The sequence below is a fragment of the Zhongshania marina genome, from assembly GCF_002915595.1.
Lineage (GTDB): Bacteria > Pseudomonadota > Gammaproteobacteria > Pseudomonadales > Spongiibacteraceae > Spongiibacter > Spongiibacter marinus_B.
Map to the genome: position 1 here is coordinate 116,471 of NZ_PQGG01000035.1, position 24,969 is coordinate 141,439.

Genomic DNA, 24,969 nt, shown 5'->3' on the forward strand with positions numbered 1-24,969 from the left:
CGGAGCTTTTTATGGCGCAACTGCTGTCCCATCTTTCAGTCGCGTTGGCCCCTTATCTTGGGCGCCGACGCTGGCATGTCGCTTATAGCGGCGGCCTCGATTCCCGCGTTTTACTCCACCTTGTTTGGCTTATGCGTCAGCGTGCTTTTGCTGCTGGCGAGTCATTCCCTGAAGTATGTGCTGTTCATGTAAATCATCAATTGCAGTCTGGCGCCGATGCTTGGGCAGGGCAATGCCAGGCGATTTGCAGCCAGTACAATATTCCTTTTGAGTGCCATAGGGTAACTATTCAAGGCAGTCGGCAGGGTATTGAGAGTCTCGCTAGAACCGCGAGATATGAGGTGTTTGAGGCCGTAGTAGAGCACGATGACGCAATGTTGTTGGCCCATCATCAGGATGATCAGGCGGAAACATTTTTACTGCGTTTAATGCGCGGGGCAGGGCTGGCGGGTTTGGCGGCTATGCCTGCGGCGCGTAACTTAGGTCGCGGTGAATTATTTAGGCCAATGCTAAACCTCAGTCGCGCAGAGCTTGAGGCTTACGCTGAGGAGCACCGTCTCGAGTGGATTGAGGACCCCAGTAATGGCAATACGCAATACCGACGTAATTTTCTTCGCCACCATGTCATGCCAGTGTTGGCTGAGAGGTGGCCAAACTATAGAAATAGCATTGCTGCTGCAGCGGAATTGCAGGCAGAGGCGTCGGAGCTGCTGGGCTCTTACCTGAGTGCGGACCTTAAAAAAATGACTGCTGCTGATGGGGCTCTTGATCTAAATGCCTTGCGGGGCATAGAGCCTATTCGCCAGCGCGCGCTACTTCGCCATTTTATTTTTACGCAGTTTGGGCAGCGCATAGACAGGGCGCAAAGCTATGAGCTTGTCGAGCAATTTTTGGCGTCTAGCGGTGACAGTCAGCCAGTGTTCTCCTTAGCTGGGGGTGTCACCTTGCGGGTATTTAAAGGACGTCTTTACTGCGATGAAAGCCCTGTAAATAAGGCCTTCGATTCTGGCCTAGTTCTAAATTGGGATACTGGGCATGCATGCCACATTGAGGGGCTTGGTCAGCTTAGCGCGCAGGCTGGTGGTCGATTCGCGCCGCAAGGAGAGCTCACTGTGCGCTTTCGGCGCGGTGGCGAGCGGTGTCGGCTTGCAGGACATGGCCATAGCAAGTCCCTAAAAAAACTACTTCAGGAATGGGGTATCCCGCCTTGGCAGCGTGATCGCCTGCCTTTGATTTATTGCGGTGATGAAATAGCCGCGATTGCAGATATGGCTATTTGCGAAGGCTATCAGCTGCCAGATGGCGAGGCCGGTATACAGCTGCAATGGGTTTGGAGCCGCTGACCTAGCCTAAGGCTTCTGGTAGAATGCGCGGCTCCTAAAAAGAGCCGTGACTATGAGTTCGCAGAATTTGAGCCCGCAAGATACCCCCGCAAGCCCCTTGGGCAATATTCGCATTGTGCTGGTGAACACCTCCCACCCGGGAAATATCGGTGCTGTGGCGCGGGCCATGAAGAATATGTGCCTGTCGCAGTTGTATTTGGTTGAGCCTAAGAAGTATCCCCATGATGAAGCGACATGGCGCGCCGCGAGCGCTGGGGACGTTTTAGATTCGGCCATTGTTTGCGAAACACTCGCTGATGCTATTGCAGGTTGCCAGCTCGTTATTGGCACCAGTGCCCGCGAGCGCACAGTGCCTTGGCCCTTGTTGGATCCGCGTCACTGTATGGAGCGAGCGTACAAAGAGGCGGAAGCAAATCATAAAGTAGCGGTGGTCTTTGGTCGCGAGGATCGCGGATTAACGAATGAGGAATTGCATCGCTGTAATTTGCACGTGCATATTCCGGCCAACCCAGATTACAGCTCTTTAAATATCGCAATGGCGGTGCAGGTGTTGAGCTACGAGTTGCGGATGGCGCAGTTGAGCGAGGAGCTAAGCAGCAACGACATGGCAGATTGGGATGTGCCGGTTGCTGGCGCGGACGAGCTAGAGCGCTATTTGATTCACCTAGAGGAAACGCTGCGGGATATTAATTTTTTGCGGCCAGAGGCACCTAAAAAACTCATGACTCGCCTGCGACGTCTATATCAGCGGACCCGCTTGGATGAGATGGAGGTGAATATTCTGCGGGGCATTCTCACCTCTACCCAATATTGGGTGCGTAAAGCCAAGTCGAAAGATGGCGATAGCGGCGACGAGTCTCTATAATTCGTCGCCGCTGCTGGTTTAAATCCTACTAAAACCATCGGGTATAAAGTTGACTGTTTTGCTAGGTTATTGCATAATTGAACCGTAGAAAAACGTAGGTGAGCTTATGCGACTAACGACAAAAGGCCGTTACGCAGTGACAGCCATGTTAGATTTGGCGCTGTACGGCGACCGAGGGCCCATCAGTTTAGCCGATGTGTCTGGGCGGCAGGATATTTCGCTGTCTTATTTAGAGCAGCTATTTGCTAAGCTGCGGCGCAAAGATTTGGTATGCAGTATTCGCGGCCCAGGTGGTGGTTATCGTTTGAGTCGCCCCAGCGAGACTATTTTTGTCGCTGAAATTATTGATGCGGTGGACGAGCGGGTAGACGCTACCGGCTGTGCAGGTAGTAGTGATTGTCAGGACGGGCAAACCTGTCTGACTCATAATTTGTGGTCTGATCTGAGTGATCAGATTCACCATTTTCTAAGTGACATCAGTTTGGCTAGTTTGGTTGAGCGGCGTGATGTTCAAAATGTTTCGGCGCGCCAGTTACAGCGGGCGCGCAACACGCAGTCGATTATTTTAACTGCGGTAGATTAGTGTATTTCTCAGCTGCGGCTGGGAATTTGGAGAACAGTTTATGCAATTGCCGATTTATTTGGATTACTCCGCAACGACGCCGGTTGATCCCCGCGTTGCAGAGAAAATGATGGCCTGCCTGACCACTGAAGGTGTGTTTGGCAATCCGGCTTCGCGCTCTCATTTGTTTGGCTGGAAGGCAGAAGAGGCGGTAGAGAATGCTCGTCGCCAGGTTGCTGACTTACTGAATGCTGACCCGCGCGAAATTGTGTGGACTTCTGGTGCTACAGAATCAAACAACCTTGCTATTAAGGGTGCGGCGCACTTTTATAGCAAAAAAGGTAAGCATGTAATTACCTCAAAAATTGAACACAAAGCGGTGTTAGATACCTGTCGTCAGCTTGAGCGCGAAGGCTTTGAAGTGACGTATCTTGATCCCACTGATAAAGGTCTTATTACGCCAGAAGCAATTGCTGCCGCTCTGCGCGAAGACACCGTAGTGGTTAGCATCATGCATGCGAACAATGAGATCGGCACCATTAACGATATCGCCGGTATTGGTGAAGTATGTCGCGCTAATGGTGTTGTTTTTCATGTGGACGCTGCGCAAACCGCCGGCAAAATCACTATAGACATGGAGGCAATGAAGGTTGATTTGCTGTCTATGTCGGCTCACAAAATGTATGGCCCCAAAGGGGTTGGCGCCTTGTACGTGCGCCGTAAGCCGCGTATCCGCCTAGAGGCGCAAATGCACGGTGGTGGTCATGAGCGCGGTATGCGTTCTGGTACTTTACCAACTCATCAGATTGTAGGTATGGGTGCAGCCTGTGAGATTGCGCGCGAAGAAATGGCAAAGGATGCGGCGCATTCATTGGCTTTGCGTAATCAGTTTTGGGATGGTTTAAAAGACATCGAACAGGTGCATGTGAATGGCGATTTTGAGCAGCGCTTGCCAGGTAACCTGAATGTAAGTTTGGCTTATGTTGAGGGCGAATCTTTGATTATGTCCTTAAAAGATTTGGCAGTGTCATCAGGGTCTGCCTGTACCTCTGCCAGCTTGGAGCCGTCTTATGTGCTGCGTGCCCTTGGTCTTAATGATGAGCTGGCGCATAGCTCTCTGCGTTTTTCTTTTGGGCGGTTTACTACCCCAGAAGAAGTGGATTACGCCATTAAGCAAGTGCGTGGTGCAGTGGATAAATTGCGAGAATTGTCACCGTTGTGGGATATGTACAAAGACGGTGTGGACTTAGACAGTATTGAATGGGCTGCTCATTAAGTAGCTCAGCGCGAGAGGACGATATCATGGCATATAGCGAAAAAGTACTTGATCACTACGAGAATCCGCGCAACGTCGGTAAGTTTGACGACAGCGCTGATGAAATCGGCACGGGTATGGTTGGTGCGCCGGCTTGCGGCGACGTCATGCGCCTACAAATCAAGGTGAATGAGCAGGGCATTATTGAAGATGCTAAGTTTAAAACCTATGGCTGTGGCTCTGCTATTGCCTCAAGCTCGCTATTAACTGAGTGGGTTAAGGGCAAGACCTTGGAAGAGGCCGAGCACATTAAAAACACCGAGATCGCACAGGAATTGGCTCTGCCACCAGTGAAGATTCACTGCTCTGTATTGGCTGAGGATGCGATCAAAGCCGCGGTATCAGACTACCGTAAGAAAAAAGCTGCGTCTTAAGTCGCGGCGGGAGAGGAATAGATGCCAGTTTCAGTTAGCAGTGCGGCGGCAGGTCATATTAAGCGGCAGTTAGAGGGTCGTGGTCGCGGCTTGGGCATTCGTATTGGCGTGCGGACATCGGGCTGCTCCGGTATGGCCTATGTGCTGGAATTTGTTGATGAGCCACAGGCTGAAGATCAGGTTTTTGAGCGTGATGGGGCGTCGGTCTATATCGATCCTAAGAGTATGGTGTATTTAGATGGCACCGAATTAGACTTCGTTAAAGAAGGATTAAACGAAGGTCTAAAATTTAATAACCCCAATGTGTCGGCTGAATGTGGCTGCGGTGAGAGCTTCACCGTCTAGCGGCCCTGCCGGCCGGCCATAATGCTATGTCAGAATTTAATCCTCGGGAAAACTACTTCGCTCTGCTGGCTGTGCCGCAGAGTTATGAGGTAAACCAGTCTGATTTAACCCGTCGTTATCGTGAGCTTCAACAAAGCGCTCACCCAGATCGTTTTGCTGGTGCTAGCGAGCGGGAACGTCTACACGCAGTTCAATATTCATCGCAAATTAACGAGGCATACGAAACCCTCGTGTCACCGACGCGCCGCGCGGCGTATTTGCTAAAATTGGCCGGTGTAGATAGCGATATGTCTTCTACCACTTTTCAAGACCCCGAATTTTTAATGCAGCAAATGCAGCTTCGCGAGGAGCTTTCTGAATTGCAGGATGCCAGCGATCCAGAGTCGGCATTAGATCGCTTTTATCAAGATTTGGATGGCGCTGCGAATCAGCAAAAGTCGATATTTTCAAAGGCCTATGCACAGCAACAATTTGATGAGGCATTGGCGAGCTACGCTAAATTGCAGTTTTTGGAAAAGCTGCGCAGCGAAGCTGAATTGAAAGAAAGTGAATTACTCGATTATTAGAAAGACGATTGTTATCGTCGGGAGCCCGAACACCGCTTATGTTGATGCAAATTTCAGAGCCAGGACAAACCCCCGAGCCGCACCAGCGTAAGTTGGCGGTAGGTATTGACCTGGGCACTACCAACTCGCTGGTAGCGACTGTTCGTAATGGCAGCTCGCAAACATTGGCGGATCTCGACGGAAAGCATCTTTTACCGTCTGTGGTGTATTACGGTGAAGACGCAAGTATCAACGTCGGTGAGCAGGCCTTAGCGAAGGCAAGTGGTGATCCTCGAAATACGCTATTGTCGGTAAAGCGTTTGATGGGGCGTTCTTATGCCGACGTTGTTGGTGAAGAAAACGTCATAAAATCGCCCTATGAGTTACTGGATTTAGGGCAGGATATGGTGAAGCTTCGCACCCGAGCGGGGGATCTTTCGCCCGTGCAGGTGTCTTCTGAAATTCTAAAGGCCCTAGGTCAGCGCGCTGAGGAAACCCTTGGCGGTGAACTTACCGGTGTGGTCATTACGGTTCCTGCGTACTTTGATGACGCTCAGCGTCAGGCCACAAAAGATGCCGCAAAAATTGCCGGTTTAAATGTGTTGCGCCTATTAAATGAGCCAACCGCCGCTGCGGTTGCCTACGGTCTTGATCAGCAGGACGAAGTTGCGATCGCAGTATTTGATCTGGGTGGCGGCACCTTTGATGTATCCGTGCTTCAGCTCACCAAAGGCGTGTTTGAGGTGCTTTCAACCGGTGGCGATTCTGCCCTCGGTGGCGATGACTTTGATCATGCCATCGCACAGTGGTTTGTGGCAGAGAACAATATTGCCAGCTTGGATATGTTTCAACAGCGCAGTTTGTTAACGGCGGCCCGTCAGGCCAAAGAGACGCTGTCCACCGAGGCCGAGGTGCTAGTGAGCTTGGGCGATTTAAATGCAAAGCTGACTCGGCGGCAATTTAATGATTTGGTCGACCCTCTAATTGATAAGGCTATTCGGGCTTGTAAGCGAGCTTTGCGCGACGCGAAATTGCGCAATAATGATATTCATAATGTGGTGATGGTCGGTGGATCAACCCGTGTTCCACGTGTTCGCGAAAGGGTAGCGGAATGGTTTGGTCGCGAGCCCTTGGTTGATTTAGATCCTGATAAAGTCGTTGCACTGGGTGCGGCCCTGCAGGCAGATCAGTTAGTGGGAAATCGCAGCGGCGACGAAATGCTGTTGTTGGATGTCATTCCCTTATCGCTGGGTCTGGAGACAATGGGAGGCTTGACGGAGAAAGTCATTCATCGCAATACCACTATTCCCGTGGCAATGGCGCAGGAATTTACTACGTTTAAAGACGGTCAAACTGGCATGACAATTCATGTTGTGCAGGGTGAGCGTGAATTAGTTGAAGATTGCCGCTCCTTGGCGCGCTTTGAATTGCAAGGTATTCCGCCTATGGTGGCGGGTGCTGCGCGGATTAAGGTCACATTTCAGGTAGATGCAGATGGTCTTCTGCGGGTCAGCGCTCGGGAGGAAAGTACCGGATCGGAAAGCCGTATAGAGGTTAAACCCGCCTACGGTCTGAGTGATACCGATATCGCCGATATGCTTCAGCAGTCTTGGGCTTCAGCGCTTGATGATAAAGAAGCAAGAGCCCTGCGCGAGCAGCAAGTAGAGGCAGAGGCCCTATTGCAGGCCTTGTCAGCAGCCATGCTGCAAGATGGCGAAGCCATGTTAAGTGAGCTTGAGCAGCGCGAATTGCTGGCCAAGATGGAAGCGCTTCATCACGAGCGAGAGCATGGCACAGCGGCAAGTATTGCCAAGCATATAGAAATAGTGGGCAAGGGCAGCGAAGTCTTTGCCGAACGTCGAATGGACGCCAGTATTAATCAAGCACTCGCCGGTCGGCGGGTGGATGAAATTTAAGGAAGCCGGAATGCCACGCATTGTAGTATTACCCCATGAAGCACTTTGCCCAGAGGGCGAAGTGTTAGATGCCGCGTCAGGCGAGACGGTATGTGACGTCATGTTGGCGAACGGTATCGACATCGAGCATGCCTGCGAGAAATCCTGTGCCTGCACCACCTGTCATATCATCGTCCGTGAAGGTTTTCAGTCTTTGGAAGAGGCTGATGAACTAGAGGAAGATATGCTGGATAAGGCCTGGGGGCTTGAGCCAGAGTCGCGTTTGAGCTGCCAAGCTGTGGTTGGCGATACAGATTTGGTTGTGGAAGTGCCGCGATACACCATTAATATGGTGTCTGAGCGCCATTAATCACTGGATTTTGAACAGATAAGGTGTATTGAAATGGGCCTGAAATGGACAGATGTATTGGATATTGGTATTGAACTTGCCGATAAATTCCCTGATGTTGACCCAATACATATTAATTTTGTGGATTTGCGCGACAAAGTTATGGGCTTGGATGACTTTGACGACGACCCCAAGCGTTGCGGCGAAAAGATCCTTGAGGCAATACAGGCCGCATGGATAGAAGAGCAGGACTAAATTAGCAATTAGCGGCGTTTCCACCCTATTGAATCGCCGCTCTTACGGTGAAATGCGTAGATTTGCCGAAACACCGGCCATAACTCGCTGTCATAGACTGTCTCGCGTACCTATTTGCTGGTAATACGCGTATAATTCGACGATTTTTCGTGACGGGCAATTTCGTTTGCTCGGATTGTTTTGTTTTACTTTTTTGGAGAAAAACCGATGGGCGTTCAACGCACCCTTTCCATTGTTAAGCCAGACGCTGTTAGTAAAAACGTTGTTGGTGAAATTTACAGCCGTTTTGAAAAAGCCGGCCTGCGCATTATTGCTGCAAAAATGCTGCGTTTAAGCCGCGAACAGGCTGAAGGTTTTTATGCTGAGCATAAAGGTCGTCCGTTCTTCCCAGCTTTGGTTGACTTCATGACCTCTGGCCCTGTGACTGTACAGGTGTTGGAAGGCGAAGGCGCTGTATTGCAAAACCGTGAACTGATGGGCGCAACTAACCCAAAAGAAGCGGCTGCCGGCACTATTCGTGCGGATTTTGCTGAATCAATCGACGCTAATGCGGTTCACGGTTCAGACTCAGAAGAATCAGCGGCACGTGAAATTGCCTTCTTTTTCTCAACCAGTGAGCTGTGCGAACGCGTTTAATCACGTTTGCGCTCATTGCGGGGCATGAAAATGGAAACACCAACAGCGGTAGTTCAGCAGATGAAAGTAAATTTGCTCGGCATGTCGCGCAAAAAAATGGAAGAATATCTCACTTCTATTGGTGAAAAGCCTTTTCGTGCCCAACAGATCCTCAAGTGGATACACCACTCGGGGGTCGACAATTTTGATGAGATGACCAATCTCGGCAAGCCCCTGCGAGCAAAGCTTCAGGAGCTTGCCGAAATTCGTCCTCCGACCGTGGTCAAGCAGCTAGACTCCATTGATGGCACCCGCAAATGGGCGGTCGAAGTCGGTGGTAATAATCTGGTTGAGACAGTGTTAATTCCCGACGGACAGCGCGGCACGCTTTGTGTATCTTCCCAAGTAGGCTGTAGCTTAGACTGTAGTTTTTGCGCGACCGGCAAACAGGGTTTTATGCGTGATCTGACCGCGTCTGAAATTATTGGCCAAGTGTGGTTGGCGATTAAATCCTACGACGGCTTTAATTCCGGTAACAAGCGTATCGTGACCAATGTCGTCATGATGGGCATGGGTGAGCCGCTATTAAATTTCGACAATGTTGTTGAAGCAATGAGTTTGATGCTGGATGACTTTGGCTACGGCTTGTCAAAGCGACGCGTCACCCTGAGTACATCCGGTGTGGTGCCGATGTTGGATAAGCTTGGGGATATTTCCACCGTCTCCTTAGCCATCTCGCTGCATGCGCCCAATGACGAGCTTCGCAATCAATTAGTACCGATTAACAAGAAATACCCCATAGCGGTATTGCTTGAGGCTTGTCAGCGTTATTTGGACAAGCAAGAAGATACTCATCGTGTGGTGACAATCGAGTACACCTTGATTGCCGGTGTGAATGACAGTCTTGATCACGCCAAAGAATTAGCCGAGGTTTTGCGTAATTTACCCTGTAAAATTAATTTGATTCCCTTCAATCCATTTTCGCTGTCAAATTACGCGCGGCCCAGTAAAAATGCGATTAATCGGTTTTGGCTAGCCCTAACGGAAGCCGGCTACGTGACAACCGTGCGAACACCGCGCGGCGACGATATTGACGCTGCCTGTGGGCAATTGGCTGGACAAGTACAAGATAGAACCAAGCGTAGTGAGCGCCATCGTCAACGGGCGGAGTTAGAGCAGCCTATTCGTTTGGTTTAAAATTTTGGGAGCATACTGCATGTCGTGGTTAAGAATAAAAGGCATCAAGGTATTACCCCTTATATTGGTAATGCTGTTTTCTAGCTTTATGTTGGCTGGTTGTGTGACGACAAAAAGTGGTGGCTTCGCATCTAAAGCAGATGACAAAAAAGCGTTTGAAACCTCATTGCAATTAGCCCGCAGTTACATTGCGCAGGGCAATTGGGATCAAGCAAAGCGTCATTTGCAGTACGTAGAAGCAGAAGACAAGAACAACCCTGAAACATTAGAGGCATTGGCCCTCGTGTTTCAAAATACCGGTGAGCTAGAGTTAGCTGAACAATATTATTTACGATCAATTCGTTTGGCCCCCAATGCATCGCGGGTGCGGAATAATTACGCGGCATTTTTATATGCCCGCGGTCGTTACGAAGAGGCGGCGACCCAACTAGAGGTTGTGGTACAGGAATTATTGTATGAGCGTCGCGTCGAGGCCTTTGTAAACCTCGGGCGGTGCTATTTGCAATTAGGCCAATTAACAAAAGCAGAGGATGCGTTTAAACGCGCCTTCCTTATGCAGGGCGATGATGCCGCGGTATTAATGTCGCTGGCAGAGGTGTATTTTCGCATGGAGCGCTTTGCAGATTCACAGCGCTTCTATGATGCTTATCTCAGCAAAAATCCAACGCAAAGTGCAGCGGCTTTATGGCTGGGAATACGTTTAGCAGATAAGTTTGATGACAAGAATTCCCACGCTAGTTTTGCGTTGGCCTTGAAAAATTTATACCCAAAATCTGAAGAATACCTGCTTTACAAAGCTTATATGCAGCAGGGTAATCGCTAGGGATTTATTATGCCGGGAACCAAGCAGCTCTACCCCGGACCGCCGGGATCAGTATTGCACGACGCGCGTGTTAGCGCAGGTAAAACGGTGCTGGAAACTGCCGAAGCGCTGAATCTTTTGAATAGTTACGTAGAAGCGCTTGAAGAAAACGATTACTCCCGTTTTAACTCGCCGCTATTTGCTAGGGGTTACATTAAAAGTTATGCCCGCTATATGGGCTTAGATGAAGTGCCCTTGCTTAATGATTGCGATCGTATTTGTAAACGAGAGGAGCAAACAAGTCAGCGGCGCAGCCATGTTCAGGGAAAAGTGCAAGCTCCTGGGCACGCCGGCTTTATACTGGCATTGTTTGCCGCATTAGTTGTGTGGTCGCTGTCCTGCTGGGTGTTTGATGGCAGGGAACCCAAAGAGTTGTCGGTCCTTGTATTAGATGAGCCATTTCCAGAATTGGCTGCGCTTAAAAAAGCACCGTCCTTAGGCGAGAGTCTGTTGTCTGGTGGGCTTGTTAAGGTTCAGTCTGACGACTTGTCTGAGCGGGTTTTGGAATCCGCGGAACTTGAATTTAAGCTCAGCGAAGATGTGTGGTTGGAAGTTCGCGATGGTCACGACAACGTGGTTTTAAGCGGTGTGCAGAGTAAGGGCAAGGCATTACGTTTAAGTGTAGACGGGCCTGTCACGGTGAGTGCGTCTTACTGGCCGATGTTAGCAATGTATTACAATGGCCAGCTGGTTGAGATGAAAGAGTTGGCAAGTAGCAATGTGGTGCGTGTACAAGTAGGTGGATTATGAAAATGGCATCTCCGATAAAACGCCGTGTATCTCGGCAAATTCATATCGGTAATGTTGCTGTTGGTGGCGATGCACCAATATCAGTTCAGAGTATGACCAATACCGAAACCTGTGATGTGGCAGCGACAGTGGCGCAGATTAAGCGTTTAGAAGCGGCCTGCGCAGATATTGTGAGAGTTTCTGTGCCGAGCATGGAGGCAGCGGAAGCGTTTCGGGAAATTCGTAAGCAAGTGTCGGTTCCCCTTGTTGCGGATATTCATTTCGATCACAAAATTGCTATTAAAGTAGCCGAATACGGTGTGGATTGCCTGCGTATTAATCCTGGGAATATCGGTCGAGAAGATCGTGTTCGCGCGGTAATTGATGCGGCCAAATACCATAATATTCCGATTCGTATCGGTGTGAACGCCGGTTCTTTAGAGAAAGAGCTGCAGCGTAAATATGGTGAGCCGACGCCGGAGGCCTTGGTTGAGTCCGCTATGCGTCATATCGATATTCTCGATAAGTTAGATTTTCAGAATTTTAAATTAAGTGTTAAAGCCTCTGATGTGTTTATGGCAGTCGCGGCGTATCGCCAAATTGCCAGTCAGATAGATCAACCTCTGCATCTTGGCATTACTGAAGCCGGTGGTTTACGCGGTGGCACAGTGAAGTCGGCGGTGGGGCTAGGGCTGCTATTAATGGATGGTATCGGTGATACCATTCGCGTTTCTTTGGCGGCGGACCCTGTTGAAGAAGTGAAGGTTGGCTACGAGATTTTAAAAAGTCTCAAGCTGCGTACCAAAGGCATTAATTTTATTGCCTGCCCAAGCTGTTCTCGGCAAAACTTTGACGTGATCAGCACCATGAATGAGCTAGAGGCACGTTTAGATGACGTGACTACTCCGCTAGATGTTGCGGTGATTGGCTGTATTGTAAATGGCCCCGGCGAGGCAAAAGAAGCTGAGATTGGCCTAACGGGTGGCACGCCAAATAACCTTGTCTATGTTGCGGGTAAGCCAGACCATAAAGTTAAAAACGATGTGTTGATCGATCATCTTGAGCAGTTAATTCGTGAAAAAATTGCTCTTAAACAAGAACAGGAAAAGGATCTTATTGCTCGTAGTTGAGTTGCGTTGACACTCTTTTAAAGCAATTTGGTCAATAGGAATTAGTTTTGGCACGTATTCAATCAATTCGCGGCATGAATGATATTCTGCCATCCGAAACGCCGGTGTGGCAGTATCTTGAAGGCCGTGTGCGCGACGTACTTAGCCGTTATGGTTATAGCGAGATTCGCTTTCCCATCGTTGAACATACTGAACTTTTTAAACGCTCTATTGGTGAAGTTACCGATATCGTTGAAAAAGAAATGTATACCTTTGAAGATCGCAATGGCGACAGCTTAACGCTGCGCCCAGAGGGAACGGCGAGCTGTGTTCGCGCCTGCGATCAAAATGGTCTATTGCATAATCAGATACAGCGCTTGTGGTATACCGGCCCAATGTTTCGCCATGAGCGGCCTCAAAAGGGGCGCCTGCGTCAATTTCATCAAATTGGTGTAGAAACCTTTGGCATGGTTGGCCCAGACATTGATGCGGAGTTAATTTTATTAACTGCGCGACTTTGGCGGGAGTTGGGTATTAGCGATGCATTAACTCTTGAGTTAAACAGCATTGGCAATGCCGAGTCGCGCGCGAATTATCGCCAGGCGCTTGTTGAGTATTTGACCGGTTTTAAAGATCAGTTGGATGAGGACAGCAAGCGTCGCTTAGAGACTAACCCACTGCGGGTGCTCGACAGCAAAGACCCTAATACCAGAGAGCTATTAGTCGCGGCACCGGTATTAAGTGATTACCTTGATGAGGTTTCACGCAGCCATTTTGAAGGATTATGTGCCAGATTAGATGTGGTTGGTGTTAGCTATAAATTGAATCCGCAATTGGTGCGGGGTCTGGATTACTACGGCCTAACAGTGTTTGAATGGACAACCGATAAGTTGGGCGCCCAAGGTACCGTTTGTGCTGGTGGCCGTTACGATGGTCTGGTAGAGCAATTAGGTGGTAAGCCCACGCCAGCGGTTGGTTTTGCGATGGGCATTGAGCGTTTGGTATTGATGTTAGAAACGCTGGGTGTTGCGCCTCAAGAGCATGCGCAAGCAGACATATTTATTGTGTCGGTTGGGGAGCAGGCGGATATTGAAGCACTAAATATTGCAGAGCAATTGCGCGAAGCGATGCCCACTGTAAAGGTATTAATAAATTGCGGCGGTGGCAGTTTTAAAAGCCAATTTAAAAAGGCAGATAAATCGGGTGCATCGCTGGCAATTGTTTTAGGTGAAGATGAATTGCAGCGCGCCGAGGCTGCGCTGAAGCCATTGCGCGCTGGTCAAGGTGAGCAACAGATGGTTGCCTTGGCTGATTTGCTTAGCACTATTTCTAAAAATTATTTTTAAACGCGACGAGACAAGTCGGAGAGGAAATTTAGTGGAAACGTATCGCACAGAAGAAGAACAAATCGAAGCTATCAAAAGATGGTGGCAAGAAAACGGCAAATCCACCGTCTTTGGTATCGCACTTGCGTTGACAATTGTCTTCGGCTGGAAAGGCTGGCAGGGTCATCAGCAAGATCAGGCCGCAGAAGCGTCGGCCATTTTTGATAATTTATTAGTTGCAGATGCGGCGGTACAGCGCGACGGCAGCAGTTTAGCGACTGCTCAGCATTTGGCTGACACGCTTAAAGATCGTTTCGCTGGTTTGAGCTACGGCCAGTTCGCGGCTTTGTACAAAGCAAAATACGCTGTAAGAGCAGACGACTACGCTGCCGCAAGAGCAGAGTTAGAGTGGGTTTTAGATCAGGGGCCCAGCGTGCAAATTAAAGCACAGGCTGAAATGCGTTTAGCGCAGGTTTTGTACTCAGAGCAAGAATATGATCAAGCGGCGAAATATTTAGCTGGGCTTGCGGACACTGGCTATGCCGTTGAAGTTGCCGAGTTGCAAGGCGATATTGCCTTTGCGCAAGGTGATAAAGCCGCTGCTTTGGCTGCGTATCAACGCGCTCGTTCATTAGCGCGGGAGCAGGAGGCACCAGTGAGTAATGCCATGCTGGAAATGAAAATTAATGACTTATCTGCGGCAGCAGTTGCGGTAGAAGGGGCGAAGTAATGAAGTTAATTTCTGCGGTTACGGTACTGCTAGCAAGCGCAATGATGGTTGCTTGTGCCTCTGATCCAACTAGTCGCGACCCGGCTAAGTTGACGGATTTTCAGGCGGAGAAAAAGCTAAAGGAAGCGTGGTCATATTCTTTGGGTGACGGTCAGGCAGAAGCCTATCATCGTATTGCGCCCGTGATTGATGGCGATGAAATTTTTATCGCATCGTCTAATGGCAAAGTAGCTGCTTTAAAGAAAAGCAACGGTAAAAAGGTCTGGAAAGAATCCTATGATTTGCGTATTTCTGGCGGTGTAGGTGTTTCTGGTACATTGCTTTTCTTGGGCACCTCAGACGGTGAGATTGTGGCCATTGATCGCCTATCTGGTGATATCGTTTGGAAAACCCTGGTCAGCAGCGAAGTTTTGTCTGCACCGCAAAGCAATGGTTCTGTGGTAGTTGCGCAGACCTATAGCGGAGACGTGCAGGGCTTTAACTTTGAAGACGGTAAATTGCTGTGGAGTTACTCATCGCAAGTTCCGCGCTTGACCTTGCGCGGCACTAGTACGCCAAAAGTCGTTGGCGGCATAGTGATGATTGGTTTCGCAAATGGCCGTGTGATGGCTTTTGACATTGATAATGGCACCCAGCTTTGGGAACAGCGTATTTCTGTACCCCAAGGCAGTACAGAAATTGAGCGTTTGGTTGATGTTGACGGCCGTTTGCTAGTAATGGAAGACGGCCAGACTGTGGTTGCGACTGGCTACCAAGGCCAAGTTATGGCAATTGACGTTCGCAGTGGCCGCCCGCTTTGGGTGAAAGAAACCTCTAGCTATGTTGGCGCGGCGGATAATTTCGGCAATGTGTATGTGGTTGCCGCTGATGGCAGCGTGAATGCAATTGCCGATAACGGCCAGGGTGCGCTTTGGACGCAAACTGTGCTGGCACGTCGCGAGCTAACTGAGCCTGCGGTATTTGATGGGGCGATAGTCGTGGGCGATTTTGAAGGCTATTTACATGTGCTAGCAAAAGATGATGGGCGCTTGCTTGCTCGTACCCGAGCTGACAGCGAAGGTTTGAGAGCGCCAATGATTGCTGACGGTAAATTATTGTATGTTTATGGCAATAGCGGCGAATTGATAGCGTATAAGCTACAAGATCGCTAAGTTTTAATACCTTGTTTTTTGGCCTTGCGCTGATCAGAGTTAAATAGAATTATGGTTCCTGTTATTGCCTTGGTAGGCCGGCCTAATGTCGGTAAATCAACTCTGTTCAATCGGCTTACTAAAAGTCGCGATGCGCTAGTTGCTAATTTTCCGGGTTTAACCCGCGATCGTAAATACGGCGAAGCCAGCCACAGCAATCGTCGCTATATTGTTATCGATACTGGCGGCGTAAACGGCGACGAAGTGGGTATTGACGGCCCAATGGCGCAGCAATCTATGCAGGCCATCGATGAGGCCGATGCCGTACTGCTGATGTTGGATGCGCGGGCAGGCCTGATGCCTGCCGATGAGGGCTTAATTAAGCATCTGCGCAGCTGCTCAAAGCCTGTATTTTTTGTAGCCAATAAAGTTGATGGCACCGATGCCGAAGTGGCGAAAGCGGAATTTTATAGAACCGGCGCGGCAAAAATTTATCCATTAACTGCAACCCAAGGCAAGGGTGTGCGAGTGTTGATGGACGACGTCTTGGCAGAATTCCCTCAGGAGGACGAAGACAAGCAAGCCTCCTTGGCAACGGGGAAAAAAATAGCCGTAGTAGGGCGCCCTAATGTGGGTAAATCTACCCTTGTTAACCGTATGCTCGGCGAAGATCGCGTGGTGGTCTACGACCAACCAGGTACTACGCGAGACAGTGTCTATATAAATTACGAGCGTGAAGGTGAAGCCTACACCTTGATTGACACTGCGGGTATTCGCAAGCGCAAACATATTTCAGAAGCGGTAGAAAAATTCTCGATTGTTAAAACGCTAAAAGCAATTGAAGACGCGAATGTTGTTATTTTGGTCATGGATGGCAGGGAGAGCATCGTAGATCAGGATTTACATCTGCTGGGACAGGTTGTTGATTCAGGCCGCGCCGTGGTGGTGGCGATCAACAAGTGGGATGGTCTGACAGCTGAGCAGAAAGATCATATTAAAAAAGAACTTGATAGGCGCCTACAGTTTATAGATTTTGCCGAAATTCATTTTATTTCTGCCTTGCATGGCACCGGCGTGGGGCATCTCTATGAGTCTGTTGAAAAGGCTTATGAATCGGCGACCCGCCAGCTTCAAACCCGAATGTTGACGACTATTCTTGAGGGCGCCGTACACGACCATTCTCCACCGATGATCAACGGAAGACGTATAAAGCTTCGCTATGCTCATCCCGGTGGCCAGAACCCACCGATTATTGTCATTCACGGCAATCAGACGGAAAAGGTGCCAAGCAGCTACACGCGTTATTTAGAGAAGGTCTTTAGACGTGAACTAAAGATGATGGGCACGCCCATAAAAATTGAATTCAAAACCTCTGAAAATCCTTTTGAAGGTAAGAAAAACGAACTGACCAAACGACAAATAGAGCGCAAGCAAAGAGTAATGCGTTTTGCGAAAGCAAAGTCAGCCAGACGGAAAAAATAGCCATTTTCTGTGTGCAGCACTGCTTTGATTATTGCTTGAGCCTCTAATGACATATCTTATTTAGCCTATGTCTAGTTCCCAAAAAAATAAACCAGACCTCGACAGCGCGGAGCATATAGCCCTGTTTGTCGAGGCGTTTTATGCCCGTCTATTAAAGGATACCCGCTTAGCCCCGATCTTTACCGAGGTTGCAGGTATTGATATTCATGAGCATTTCCCGCGAATTCAGGCCTACTGGGAAAAACTCTTATTGGGGGGGAATGAATACCACCGCCACACAATGAATATCCATCGCCAATTGGATGCCAAGCAGCGCTTGCTTGATAGCGACTTTGAGCAATGGCTAGCCTACTTCATTGAAACGGCGGATCAGGGCTTTTGTGGCGACAAAGCCGAAAGAGCAAAGCGGGTTGCCGCTACTATCGCGGTAAATATGCGTACTGCTTTAGCTGCGAATAACTAATTTCGCCTATGTGTGTTGTTTGTTCCTCCAATTTGAAAGTACTCCAATTTTTGACTCCTGCCTTGTGGTCTTAAAATAGCCGCAGTTAAAAGTTTTGTGTTAGCAAAGCTTCTCTAAAGCTCATTCCAATTTCAAAACATGGCATAGCCTTACCAAGATAACTAATACGGTTATATTTATTTTGCATATCATACGTTTGCGAAAAATATGCTAATGGTATAAATTTGAGGCGTTGCTGGAAGGGTTTCTGGCACAAATATAGGCTTATGGCCAGTAATACGGAGAATAATAATGAATAAGAATGTAATTAGACGTTCAACATACAATTCAATCGGAGCGACAATTCTCGGCAGTTCTATCATGCTGCCAATGGTAACGCATGCGCAGCTAGAGGAGGTCGTTGTAACTGCTCAGAAGCGTGAGGAGAGTGTGCAGACGGTTCCTATCGCGATGACTGCGGTATCGGCAAATGGTTTAGAAAAATCTGGTATTTCGGGAACAGATGAATTGTCGATGGTTATTCCAAATCTTCAATACAGCCGCCAGATTTCATCGGCGACGCCCTTTATTCGAGGAGTCGGAACTAAAAATTCATCGGCGGGTGAAGAAAGCAGTGTGTCAACCTATGTAGACGGTGTTTATTACTCGTCGATGGTAGCCTCTGTTATGGAGTTTAATAATATAGAGCGTGTTGAGGTATTGCGCGGGCCACAGGGTACTTTGTTTGGTCGCAATGCAACCGGTGGCTTAATTCATGTGATCACCAAAAATCCGGCATTTGAATCGTCTGCAAAAATATCTGTTGGGGCAGGTAGTTACGACTCGTTTAATACGGGATTTTATGGAACTGCAGGATTGTCAGAGCGGCTTGCTGCGGACGTATCTCTATTATTTAAAAAGCGCGATGAAGGTTACGGAACGAATCAGTTTAATGGTCGTGAACGCGCTGGAGAAGAGGATCGATCGCTACGCAGTAAATTGCTATTCGATGTTGACGACAAAACATCAATTGTCATGTCGGCACTCTATGCGGACCGCGAAAGCGATGTCGGTATTGCCCGCCAGCCAGCTAAGGGCACCGTCGCTACCGGCGGTGGTGTATATACCGGTGATTTTCAGGATATTAATTCCGACTGGGAGCCCATTGTCGACAGTGCGCAGCGGGTAGCAACCTTTCAGCTTACCCACGCTTTTGAGTCCGTCGAGTTAATTGCCACTAGTGCATATTCAGAACTAGATGCGTTTACCTTACTTGATCAAGATTCTGGGCCGAGTCATGTCGTTAACTTTGTGGTTAACGAGCGCAGCAAGCAGTTGTCTCAGGAGTTTCAGTTTAATTCTACAGGTGACGGCCCATTGAAATGGACGGCGGGCTTATTTTTTATGTCTGCTGAATCAAAAAATGCACCGACTCAAACAACCTCGGCGAACCCTGCCTTCAATATCAATATGGATACCGAGCAGGAGACCACGTCTTATGCCGCGTATGCTCAGGGTACATACGATTTAAGCGATGCAACTGCACTTACCTTAGGTCTGCGTTGGACTATGGACGAGCGCGAGTTTAGCGGTAAAACAACTAGTATCGGGACTGGGGCGCCGATTAATCCGGCAATGCCAGTGTTAAACGACGATGAATCCTGGGAAGAGCCAACATGGCGTTTGGCGATAGATCATCAACTAAACGAAGAAATGTTGGTCTTTGCCTCGTATAGCCGCGGATTTAAAAGTGGGGTTTACAACACCTTACCCGTATTTGGTGCGCTGCCAGAACCTGTTGATCCAGAGATTTTGGATTCTTACGAAGTCGGTTTTAAAGGCGACTTTTTGGACAATAGCCTAAGGATCAATGGATCTGCATTTTATTATGAGTTCGATAATTTGCAGATGCAGCAGATTTTAGGCGGCGCTATTTTTCTCTTTAACGTCGGTGACTCCGAGATGCAGGGCGCTGAAATCGAAAGCACCTATTTTGTAACAAGTAACTTGGATATTAATGTGTCTGCGTCCTATTTGGATACGGAATACACTGATTTTCAAAATGGCCCAGTCATCTCGCCAGACACCTCTGACAATATCGGGAATATGGTTACGACCAATAGTGATTTGTCTGGCTACGAACTTACGCGAGCACCTAAGTACACGTATAGCGTAAGCACCAATTACCGACACGATGTGGGCGTAGGCGAGCTGAGTTTAAATTTAGCTTACTACTACAACGATGGCTTTTTTTGGGAGCCGGATAACCGCACCAAGCAAGATTCCTACGACGTTTTGAATGCCGAAGTTGCGTTAACGGAGCATGAAGACAAGTGGAAGGTTCGAGTGTTTGCTCGCAACCTATTAGATACGGAATATTCATACTACTCACAACAAAGTAGTTTTGGTGATTTTGTTTCGGCTGCTCCTCCTAAGACCTTTGGCATTTCTGCGGAGTATTCCTTCTAGCGGAAGGATACGCTTTCTCAATAGAGCCCTTCATATAGTTGTTCTACTGAGGAGTCATTCTTTTAATTTGGGAGCGAAAGCTCCCATTTTTCGTTTGCGAGGCTTAATTAATCTAAAGATATTAGAAACGGACGTTTGATCATATTGCGCTTGCGAATTAAGTGTCCTGGGTCTAGTCTTTAACTGTTGTTTGCCAAGCTCACATCTTAGTTGTCACAGTGAAAAATTAGGCAGTAGTAACAACTAATTTTGCATTCACGGTAATAAGGTATTTTGTGACGCAGCGTGGCAAGGCACTAATAATAAAAATATTGAATTACTTCCCAAGGAGATGGGTATGACCAAGTTAACGTGCTTGTCGTCAAGAATAGTTTTTGCTGTATGGGTGTTGTGTCCGATCTATTCTTTCGCCGCAGAGCCATCTGCTGATGAGTCTGCAAAAAGCGATAAATCGGCGCTGCGATCACGGGTTTTAGAGGAGGTGGTGGTCACGGCCACCAAGCGCGAAGCGGATTTGCGGGATGTGCCCTTGAGCATCGATGCCTTTAGTGGCGAGGCCCTGCGAGAAATCGGTGTTGAAAATGTCGAAGGCATCGCGCGATTTTCTCCCGGTGTATCGGTGAGTCCAGGCTTGGATCCTGAGGCAGCGCAGATCATTATTCGTGGTGTATCCACCGACACATTCTTTACGTTTTTTACCCGAACCTTCGGGATGTTTTACGAAGATATATCACTTGTTAATCCGTCAATATTGGGTCCGCAGCCAAATATAGATCCCTTTGACCTTCAATCAGTTGAAATTCTTAAAGGCCCGCAGGGTACTTTATTTGGCGGCTCAGCCCTATCTGGTGCTGTGCGCTATGTTCCCAATCGCCCAGATTACGAGGGTGCCTACGGCAAGGTCGCCGCAAATATTGGTACATTGGATAAGAGTTCAGGGAACTCACATCGTTATGATGTGATGTGGAATCAGCCCTTTGGTGAGAATTTAGCCGCGCGGGTTGTTGCCAGCAAAGGTGACCGTCCTGGTTATGTGAAAGATATTCGTTCTGGTCGGGACGATATAAATTCCACAGATTCAGAGCAGCTTCGGGCCCTGCTAAGTTGGCGGGCGACTGAGAAATTAGAGTTTCGCTTGAACGCGTTGCGACGGGAAACCCATCAGGACGACGGCTCCTTCGCCGATAACGATCAAGAGCCGACCCACTCTAATCGATTCTTTGCAGATGTTTTAGACTCGCGGACAGACATTGTTATTTTAACGACTGAGTACGGTTTTGAATCTGCGGACCTGAGTTTGATTGTGAGTAATTTAGATAAGGACTATCCGCAGCGCTTAGATTATTCCCAGTTTTTCGGCACATCAACATTGGGTGTAGGCTTGTATGGCGACACCACAATCTATTCCTCGCAGCCTAGCGCTGAACTGCGATTGGTATCTGCAAATCCCACTGAGTCAAATTGGTGGTTGTTCAGAGACTGGGACTACGTAGTCGGTTTGTTTTATATAGAGAGTGAGCAGTTTTTAAGTTTAGAGTTAGGCACGGAACTAACGGGCAATATTTTGCAATTAAAAGGTGATGTTTATGCCGAGGAGTCAGCGCTGTTCTTTGATGTAAAGCGTAAATTTGGCGATCGCTGGGAGTTTGGTTTCGGCGGACGGTATTTTGAACAGTCTACTGTTGCAGATATTTCTACTATCGCTGATCCCGTGAGTGGCTTAAGTGCCACAAATCCCTTGGTGGGCTTACTTACGCCAATTATAGATGCCTTGCCCCTCGATAGCACTGGTGTGAATTTGGGGCGTGATCAGGGAACGATTAGCGAAACAGTTTTTAATCCAAAGTTTACCCTGCAATGGAGCTATAGCGATGAGCTCTCTGTGTTTACCTCCGCAGTAAAAGGCTTCCGCTATGCGGGGGCGAACCAGAATCCAAGTCGTGACCCGAATGTCCCCCTATTCTTCGAGTCCGATGAAATTTGGAACTATGAGTTGGGTATTCGTACCGAGTGGTTTGACGGCGCACTGCAGGTTGACGCGACGGTATTTCAGTTAGATTGGACAGATATGCAGGTGCAGCAGCGTGACTACACAGGTGCGTTTGCCTACTCCGACAATGTTGGCGGAGCGCGCAATCGGGGCTTTGAAATCGGTGTAAATATGTTATTGCCGGCTGGTTTTTATTTAAAACTAAATGGTTCGTATGTGGACGCGCAAACCACGGAGTTTTTTGATGACTTCCAAGGGCCGGCGCCGGCTGGTACCGAATTGCCAGGCTCCTCTCCGGTTTCGGGCTCTGCATTATTGCTCTGGGCCTATCCGCTTGCAGATGGGCAATTTAGCGCTACTTTGTCGTACACCTACCAGAACCGTAATTACAATAATTTGGCGCATACCTATGAGCATCCACCACTTGAGTTACTGGGCGCGTCAGCAAATTTGAGCATGCCGAGCTGGCCCGGTGCACCAGTATTTAGTCTAATTGGCAGTAATTTAACGAACGAGTTTAAGCCGGCGGTTGTATTCGACACGCCAAATACTGGCGGCATACTTAGCATTTTTAATCCGCCGCGCTCCTTTCGTTTAGGTGTCGAATTCACTATAGGAGATATTTGATGCCTTGGCGATCTGAAACATTATGGTCTGCCTTGGTGCGCCGGTGTGTGATTTCTTTAGGTGCGGTAATGCTTTTTCTCCAAGCGTCGTTGACCTTCGCACAGAGCGATGATTGGCGTTTAGAGAAAACTGATCAGGGCATTAAGGTTTACAGTCGAGCGGTCGCAGGCTCCCCTATTCGAGCGGTAAGGGGGGAGGTGGCAATTAATACCGACGTTGATAGTGCAGTTAATCTCTTGGCAAGCGTAGAGCGCCGTCCCAGTTGGGACGAAATGTGTGTCGAGGCCTATTTGGTGGCTAGCCCTGCCGCTGATGTGGAACAGATTTACGTGCACCATGACCTTCCTTGGCCGGTAAAAGATCGTGATATGATAATGGAAGTTAAATGGCATCGGGACGATGAAAGCGGCGTTGCCACCATGCATGGTCGCGCAATAACGAATGGTGTGCCCGAGTACAGTGATCGTGTAAGAGTGCACAAATCTGTAAATAGCTGGGTCATCACGCCCTTGGCTGCCGGCGGGATTAGCTTGGCAGCAGAGATGCATGCCGACCCAGCGGGGCCAATTCCGGCTTGGTTACTCAATTGGTTGTCGGTAGAGGCACCGATTACAACGTTACAGAAAATAAAGGGCATTCTAGAGAAACAAGTGCCGTAAAAAAATCTAAGATCTAAATTTCTAATTCTGCAGATCAAGCCCCGTCCGAATGGGTGGTGTCGAAATTCCTTGGCTCCGTTAAGCTGCTTACTGTTATCCCAATAATTTTAAATAACAGGATCAGATTATGCTTTTACAAGGTAAGGTCGTCATCGTATCTGGAATTGGCCCTGGGCTTGGGCAGGAATTAGCACTTGAGGCCGCTAAGCAGGGTGCTTCCGTTGCAATGTGCGCGCGTACACAAAGCAAGCTTGACGACGCAGAGGCTGCAATTGCAGAGCTAGGTTTGGGTACTCAAGTACTGAAGATAGCAACGGATATCAGCGATAGAAATCAGTGTGCGACATTAGTAAAACAAACTATTTCCCGCTTTGGTCGCATCGATGTGCTTTTTAATAGTGCCTATAATCCGGGTGAATTTGGTCCCATAGAAAGTGCGAATCTTGATAGTTGGCGTGCAGCTATGGACGTAAACCTGTTTGGCACCATGGCGCTAACGCTAGAAACGATACCGCAAATGAAAAAGCAGGGTGGTGGCGCCATTGTGATGATTAACACGATGGTCACCCGCAAACCGCTGCATACCCAAGGTGGCTACGGTGCGTCTAAAGCCGCTCTCGCTAGTGCAACGTCGCATTTGGCACTGGAGTTAGGCGCTTATAATATTCGGGTAAATTCTGCGTATATGGGGTGGATGTGGGGTCCGGCGGTTGAAGGCTATTTGCAAATGAATGCAGACGCAGGCGGCCCAAGTGTTGAGCAGCAAGTTGCGGCGGTATCAAAAAATATTCCTATTGGTCATATACCTGATGATGCAGATTGTGCAAAGGCGGCGATTTTCTTAGGCTCTGATTATGCCTGCGCGGTGACGGGTGCGGCGCTTGATGTAAATGGTGGAGAATACTTGCCCCATTGATTTTTTACGACTTGAGATGTGACGTATTGCTCGCCAGCGGCAGGCTGCGACTCAGGCTGTGAAGTGTGAGAATACATTTTTAATCTGAGGTTAGTGCAGAGCTAGGTGCATTCAAATAGTTACTGGTTTGCGGGGTTGTAAAGCCGTGCTTAATTTGTAGAAGTCTCAATCTGATCTGACATATCTTCTTGAAGAAGTGAGAGTTACCCGTTTTGATAAAGGTGTCGAATCTTAAATCAAAACAAAAAGGTAACTCTCATGCTCCATACTAGCAATCCCATCATTAAACACAAAGCAGGTCTGCTAAATTTAGCGGAAGAGCTCGGTAACGTCTCTAAAGCATGCAAGGTCATGGGCGTATCGCGGGATACGTTCTATCGCTATCGTGAGCTGGTTGATGATGGCGGGATCGAGAATTTGATTAACAAAAGCCGCAGAACCCCTAACACCAAAAATCGAGTCGATGAAACGATAGAACAAGCGGTCATTAGTTATGCCATTGAGCAGCCAGCCCATGGTCAGCACAGAACTAGTAACGAACTGCGCAGAATAGGCGTCTTTGTTTCTGGCAGTGGTGTTCGGTCAATCTGGTTACGCAATGGTCTTGAGAACTTTAAAAAGCGGCTTAAAGCACTGGAAGAGCGAGTCGCTACTGACGGGATAATTCTGAGTGATGCCCAGGTTGCAGCCCTTGAAAAGAAGAAACATGATGACGAAGCATGCGGGGAAATTGAAACCCATCATCCCGGTTATCTTGGCTCTCAAGACACCTTCTACGTGGGCAATCTCAAGGGTGTTGGTCGGATTTACCAGCAGACATTTGTCGACACCTACAGCAA

Annotated in this window: 25 protein-coding genes; all 25 read left to right on the plus strand. The window is 48.5% G+C overall.

Features of this window, described 5'->3' with window-relative positions; all coding sequences use genetic code 11:
* Window positions 1-11: 11 nt before the first annotated feature.
* On the plus strand, window positions 12-1,343 hold the full coding sequence (gene tilS, locus C0068_RS15645; protein WP_103685411.1) for a tRNA lysidine(34) synthetase TilS: 1,332 nt from the start codon (window positions 12-14) through the stop codon (window positions 1,341-1,343).
* 52 nt (window positions 1,344-1,395) lie between these two features.
* Window positions 1,396-2,208, plus strand: a complete 813-nt coding sequence (trmJ, locus tag C0068_RS15650) for a tRNA (cytosine(32)/uridine(32)-2'-O)-methyltransferase TrmJ (RefSeq protein ID WP_103685412.1) — start codon at window positions 1,396-1,398, stop codon at window positions 2,206-2,208.
* A gap of 106 nt (window positions 2,209-2,314) precedes the next feature.
* Window positions 2,315-2,791, plus strand: coding sequence for a Fe-S cluster assembly transcriptional regulator IscR (gene iscR / locus C0068_RS15655; protein ID WP_103685413.1), 477 nt, complete (start codon window positions 2,315-2,317; stop codon window positions 2,789-2,791).
* A gap of 40 nt (window positions 2,792-2,831) precedes the next feature.
* Complete coding sequence (locus tag C0068_RS15660; RefSeq protein ID WP_103685414.1) at window positions 2,832-4,046, plus strand: IscS subfamily cysteine desulfurase; 1,215 nt, start codon at window positions 2,832-2,834, stop codon at window positions 4,044-4,046.
* 26 nt (window positions 4,047-4,072) lie between these two features.
* Window positions 4,073-4,459, plus strand: a complete 387-nt coding sequence (gene iscU, locus C0068_RS15665; RefSeq protein ID WP_103685448.1) for a Fe-S cluster assembly scaffold IscU — start codon at window positions 4,073-4,075, stop codon at window positions 4,457-4,459.
* 21 nt (window positions 4,460-4,480) lie between these two features.
* A complete protein-coding gene (gene iscA, locus C0068_RS15670; protein ID WP_103685415.1) occupies window positions 4,481-4,804 on the plus strand; it encodes an iron-sulfur cluster assembly protein IscA in 324 nt (107 codons plus the stop codon).
* A 26-nt stretch (window positions 4,805-4,830) separates the two neighbouring features.
* Window positions 4,831-5,370: a Fe-S protein assembly co-chaperone HscB gene (hscB, locus tag C0068_RS15675; protein ID WP_103685416.1), complete on the plus strand. Its 540-nt coding sequence runs from the start codon at window positions 4,831-4,833 to the stop codon at window positions 5,368-5,370.
* 38 nt (window positions 5,371-5,408) lie between these two features.
* Window positions 5,409-7,265: a Fe-S protein assembly chaperone HscA gene (gene hscA, locus C0068_RS15680; RefSeq protein ID WP_103685417.1), complete on the plus strand. Its 1,857-nt coding sequence runs from the start codon at window positions 5,409-5,411 to the stop codon at window positions 7,263-7,265.
* 10 nt (window positions 7,266-7,275) lie between these two features.
* A complete protein-coding gene (fdx, locus tag C0068_RS15685; RefSeq protein WP_103685449.1) occupies window positions 7,276-7,614 on the plus strand; it encodes an ISC system 2Fe-2S type ferredoxin in 339 nt (112 codons plus the stop codon).
* 33 nt (window positions 7,615-7,647) lie between these two features.
* Window positions 7,648-7,848: a Fe-S cluster assembly protein IscX gene (iscX, locus tag C0068_RS15690; protein WP_103685418.1), complete on the plus strand. Its 201-nt coding sequence runs from the start codon at window positions 7,648-7,650 to the stop codon at window positions 7,846-7,848.
* 207 nt (window positions 7,849-8,055) lie between these two features.
* A complete protein-coding gene (gene ndk, locus C0068_RS15695; RefSeq protein WP_103685419.1) occupies window positions 8,056-8,484 on the plus strand; it encodes a nucleoside-diphosphate kinase in 429 nt (142 codons plus the stop codon).
* A 30-nt stretch (window positions 8,485-8,514) separates the two neighbouring features.
* Complete coding sequence (gene rlmN, locus C0068_RS15700; RefSeq protein ID WP_103685420.1) at window positions 8,515-9,660, plus strand: dual-specificity RNA methyltransferase RlmN; 1,146 nt, start codon at window positions 8,515-8,517, stop codon at window positions 9,658-9,660.
* Between the two features lie 19 nt (window positions 9,661-9,679).
* Complete coding sequence (pilW, locus tag C0068_RS15705) at window positions 9,680-10,483, plus strand: type IV pilus biogenesis/stability protein PilW (RefSeq protein WP_103685421.1); 804 nt, start codon at window positions 9,680-9,682, stop codon at window positions 10,481-10,483.
* Between the two features lie 9 nt (window positions 10,484-10,492).
* The gene (locus C0068_RS15710) at window positions 10,493-11,272 is read left to right on the plus strand and encodes a helix-turn-helix domain-containing protein (RefSeq protein ID WP_103685422.1); all 780 of its coding nucleotides are present in this window, start codon (window positions 10,493-10,495) and stop codon (window positions 11,270-11,272) included.
* A complete protein-coding gene (gene ispG, locus C0068_RS15715; RefSeq protein WP_103685423.1) occupies window positions 11,269-12,381 on the plus strand; it encodes a flavodoxin-dependent (E)-4-hydroxy-3-methylbut-2-enyl-diphosphate synthase in 1,113 nt (370 codons plus the stop codon). Before C0068_RS15710 ends, ispG begins: the two co-directional genes overlap by 4 nt.
* 47 nt (window positions 12,382-12,428) lie before the next feature.
* Entirely contained in the window at window positions 12,429-13,706 is a 1,278-nt protein-coding gene (gene hisS / locus C0068_RS15720) for a histidine--tRNA ligase (protein WP_103685424.1), read from the plus strand.
* Between the two features lie 31 nt (window positions 13,707-13,737).
* Window positions 13,738-14,415 (plus strand): YfgM family protein, encoded by a 678-nt coding sequence (locus C0068_RS15725; protein ID WP_158250008.1) that lies wholly within the window; start codon window positions 13,738-13,740, stop codon window positions 14,413-14,415.
* Complete coding sequence (gene bamB / locus C0068_RS15730; RefSeq protein ID WP_103685426.1) at window positions 14,415-15,566, plus strand: outer membrane protein assembly factor BamB; 1,152 nt, start codon at window positions 14,415-14,417, stop codon at window positions 15,564-15,566. The genes C0068_RS15725 and bamB overlap by 1 nt, the downstream gene beginning before the upstream one ends.
* A 51-nt stretch (window positions 15,567-15,617) precedes the next feature.
* Window positions 15,618-17,027: a ribosome biogenesis GTPase Der gene (der, locus tag C0068_RS15735; RefSeq protein WP_103685427.1), complete on the plus strand. Its 1,410-nt coding sequence runs from the start codon at window positions 15,618-15,620 to the stop codon at window positions 17,025-17,027.
* A gap of 67 nt (window positions 17,028-17,094) precedes the next feature.
* Window positions 17,095-17,490 carry a group III truncated hemoglobin gene (locus tag C0068_RS15740; RefSeq protein WP_103685428.1) on the plus strand — a complete coding sequence of 132 codons (396 nt, stop codon included), beginning with the start codon at window positions 17,095-17,097 and terminating at the stop codon, window positions 17,488-17,490.
* 291 nt (window positions 17,491-17,781) lie between these two features.
* A complete protein-coding gene (locus tag C0068_RS15745; protein ID WP_103685429.1) occupies window positions 17,782-19,938 on the plus strand; it encodes a TonB-dependent receptor in 2,157 nt (718 codons plus the stop codon).
* Window positions 19,939-20,275: 337 nt separating this feature from the next.
* Window positions 20,276-22,555: a TonB-dependent receptor gene (locus C0068_RS15750; protein ID WP_158250009.1), complete on the plus strand. Its 2,280-nt coding sequence runs from the start codon at window positions 20,276-20,278 to the stop codon at window positions 22,553-22,555.
* On the plus strand, window positions 22,555-23,214 hold the full coding sequence (locus tag C0068_RS15755; RefSeq protein WP_103685431.1) for an START domain-containing protein: 660 nt from the start codon (window positions 22,555-22,557) through the stop codon (window positions 23,212-23,214). The genes C0068_RS15750 and C0068_RS15755 overlap by 1 nt, the downstream gene beginning before the upstream one ends.
* Before the next feature lie 127 nt (window positions 23,215-23,341).
* Window positions 23,342-24,130, plus strand: a complete 789-nt coding sequence (locus C0068_RS15760; protein ID WP_103685432.1) for an SDR family oxidoreductase — start codon at window positions 23,342-23,344, stop codon at window positions 24,128-24,130.
* 258 nt (window positions 24,131-24,388) lie between these two features.
* Window positions 24,389-24,969: helix-turn-helix domain-containing protein (locus C0068_RS15765; RefSeq protein ID WP_146047869.1), on the plus strand; the 581-nt coding region annotated here is incomplete at its 3' end.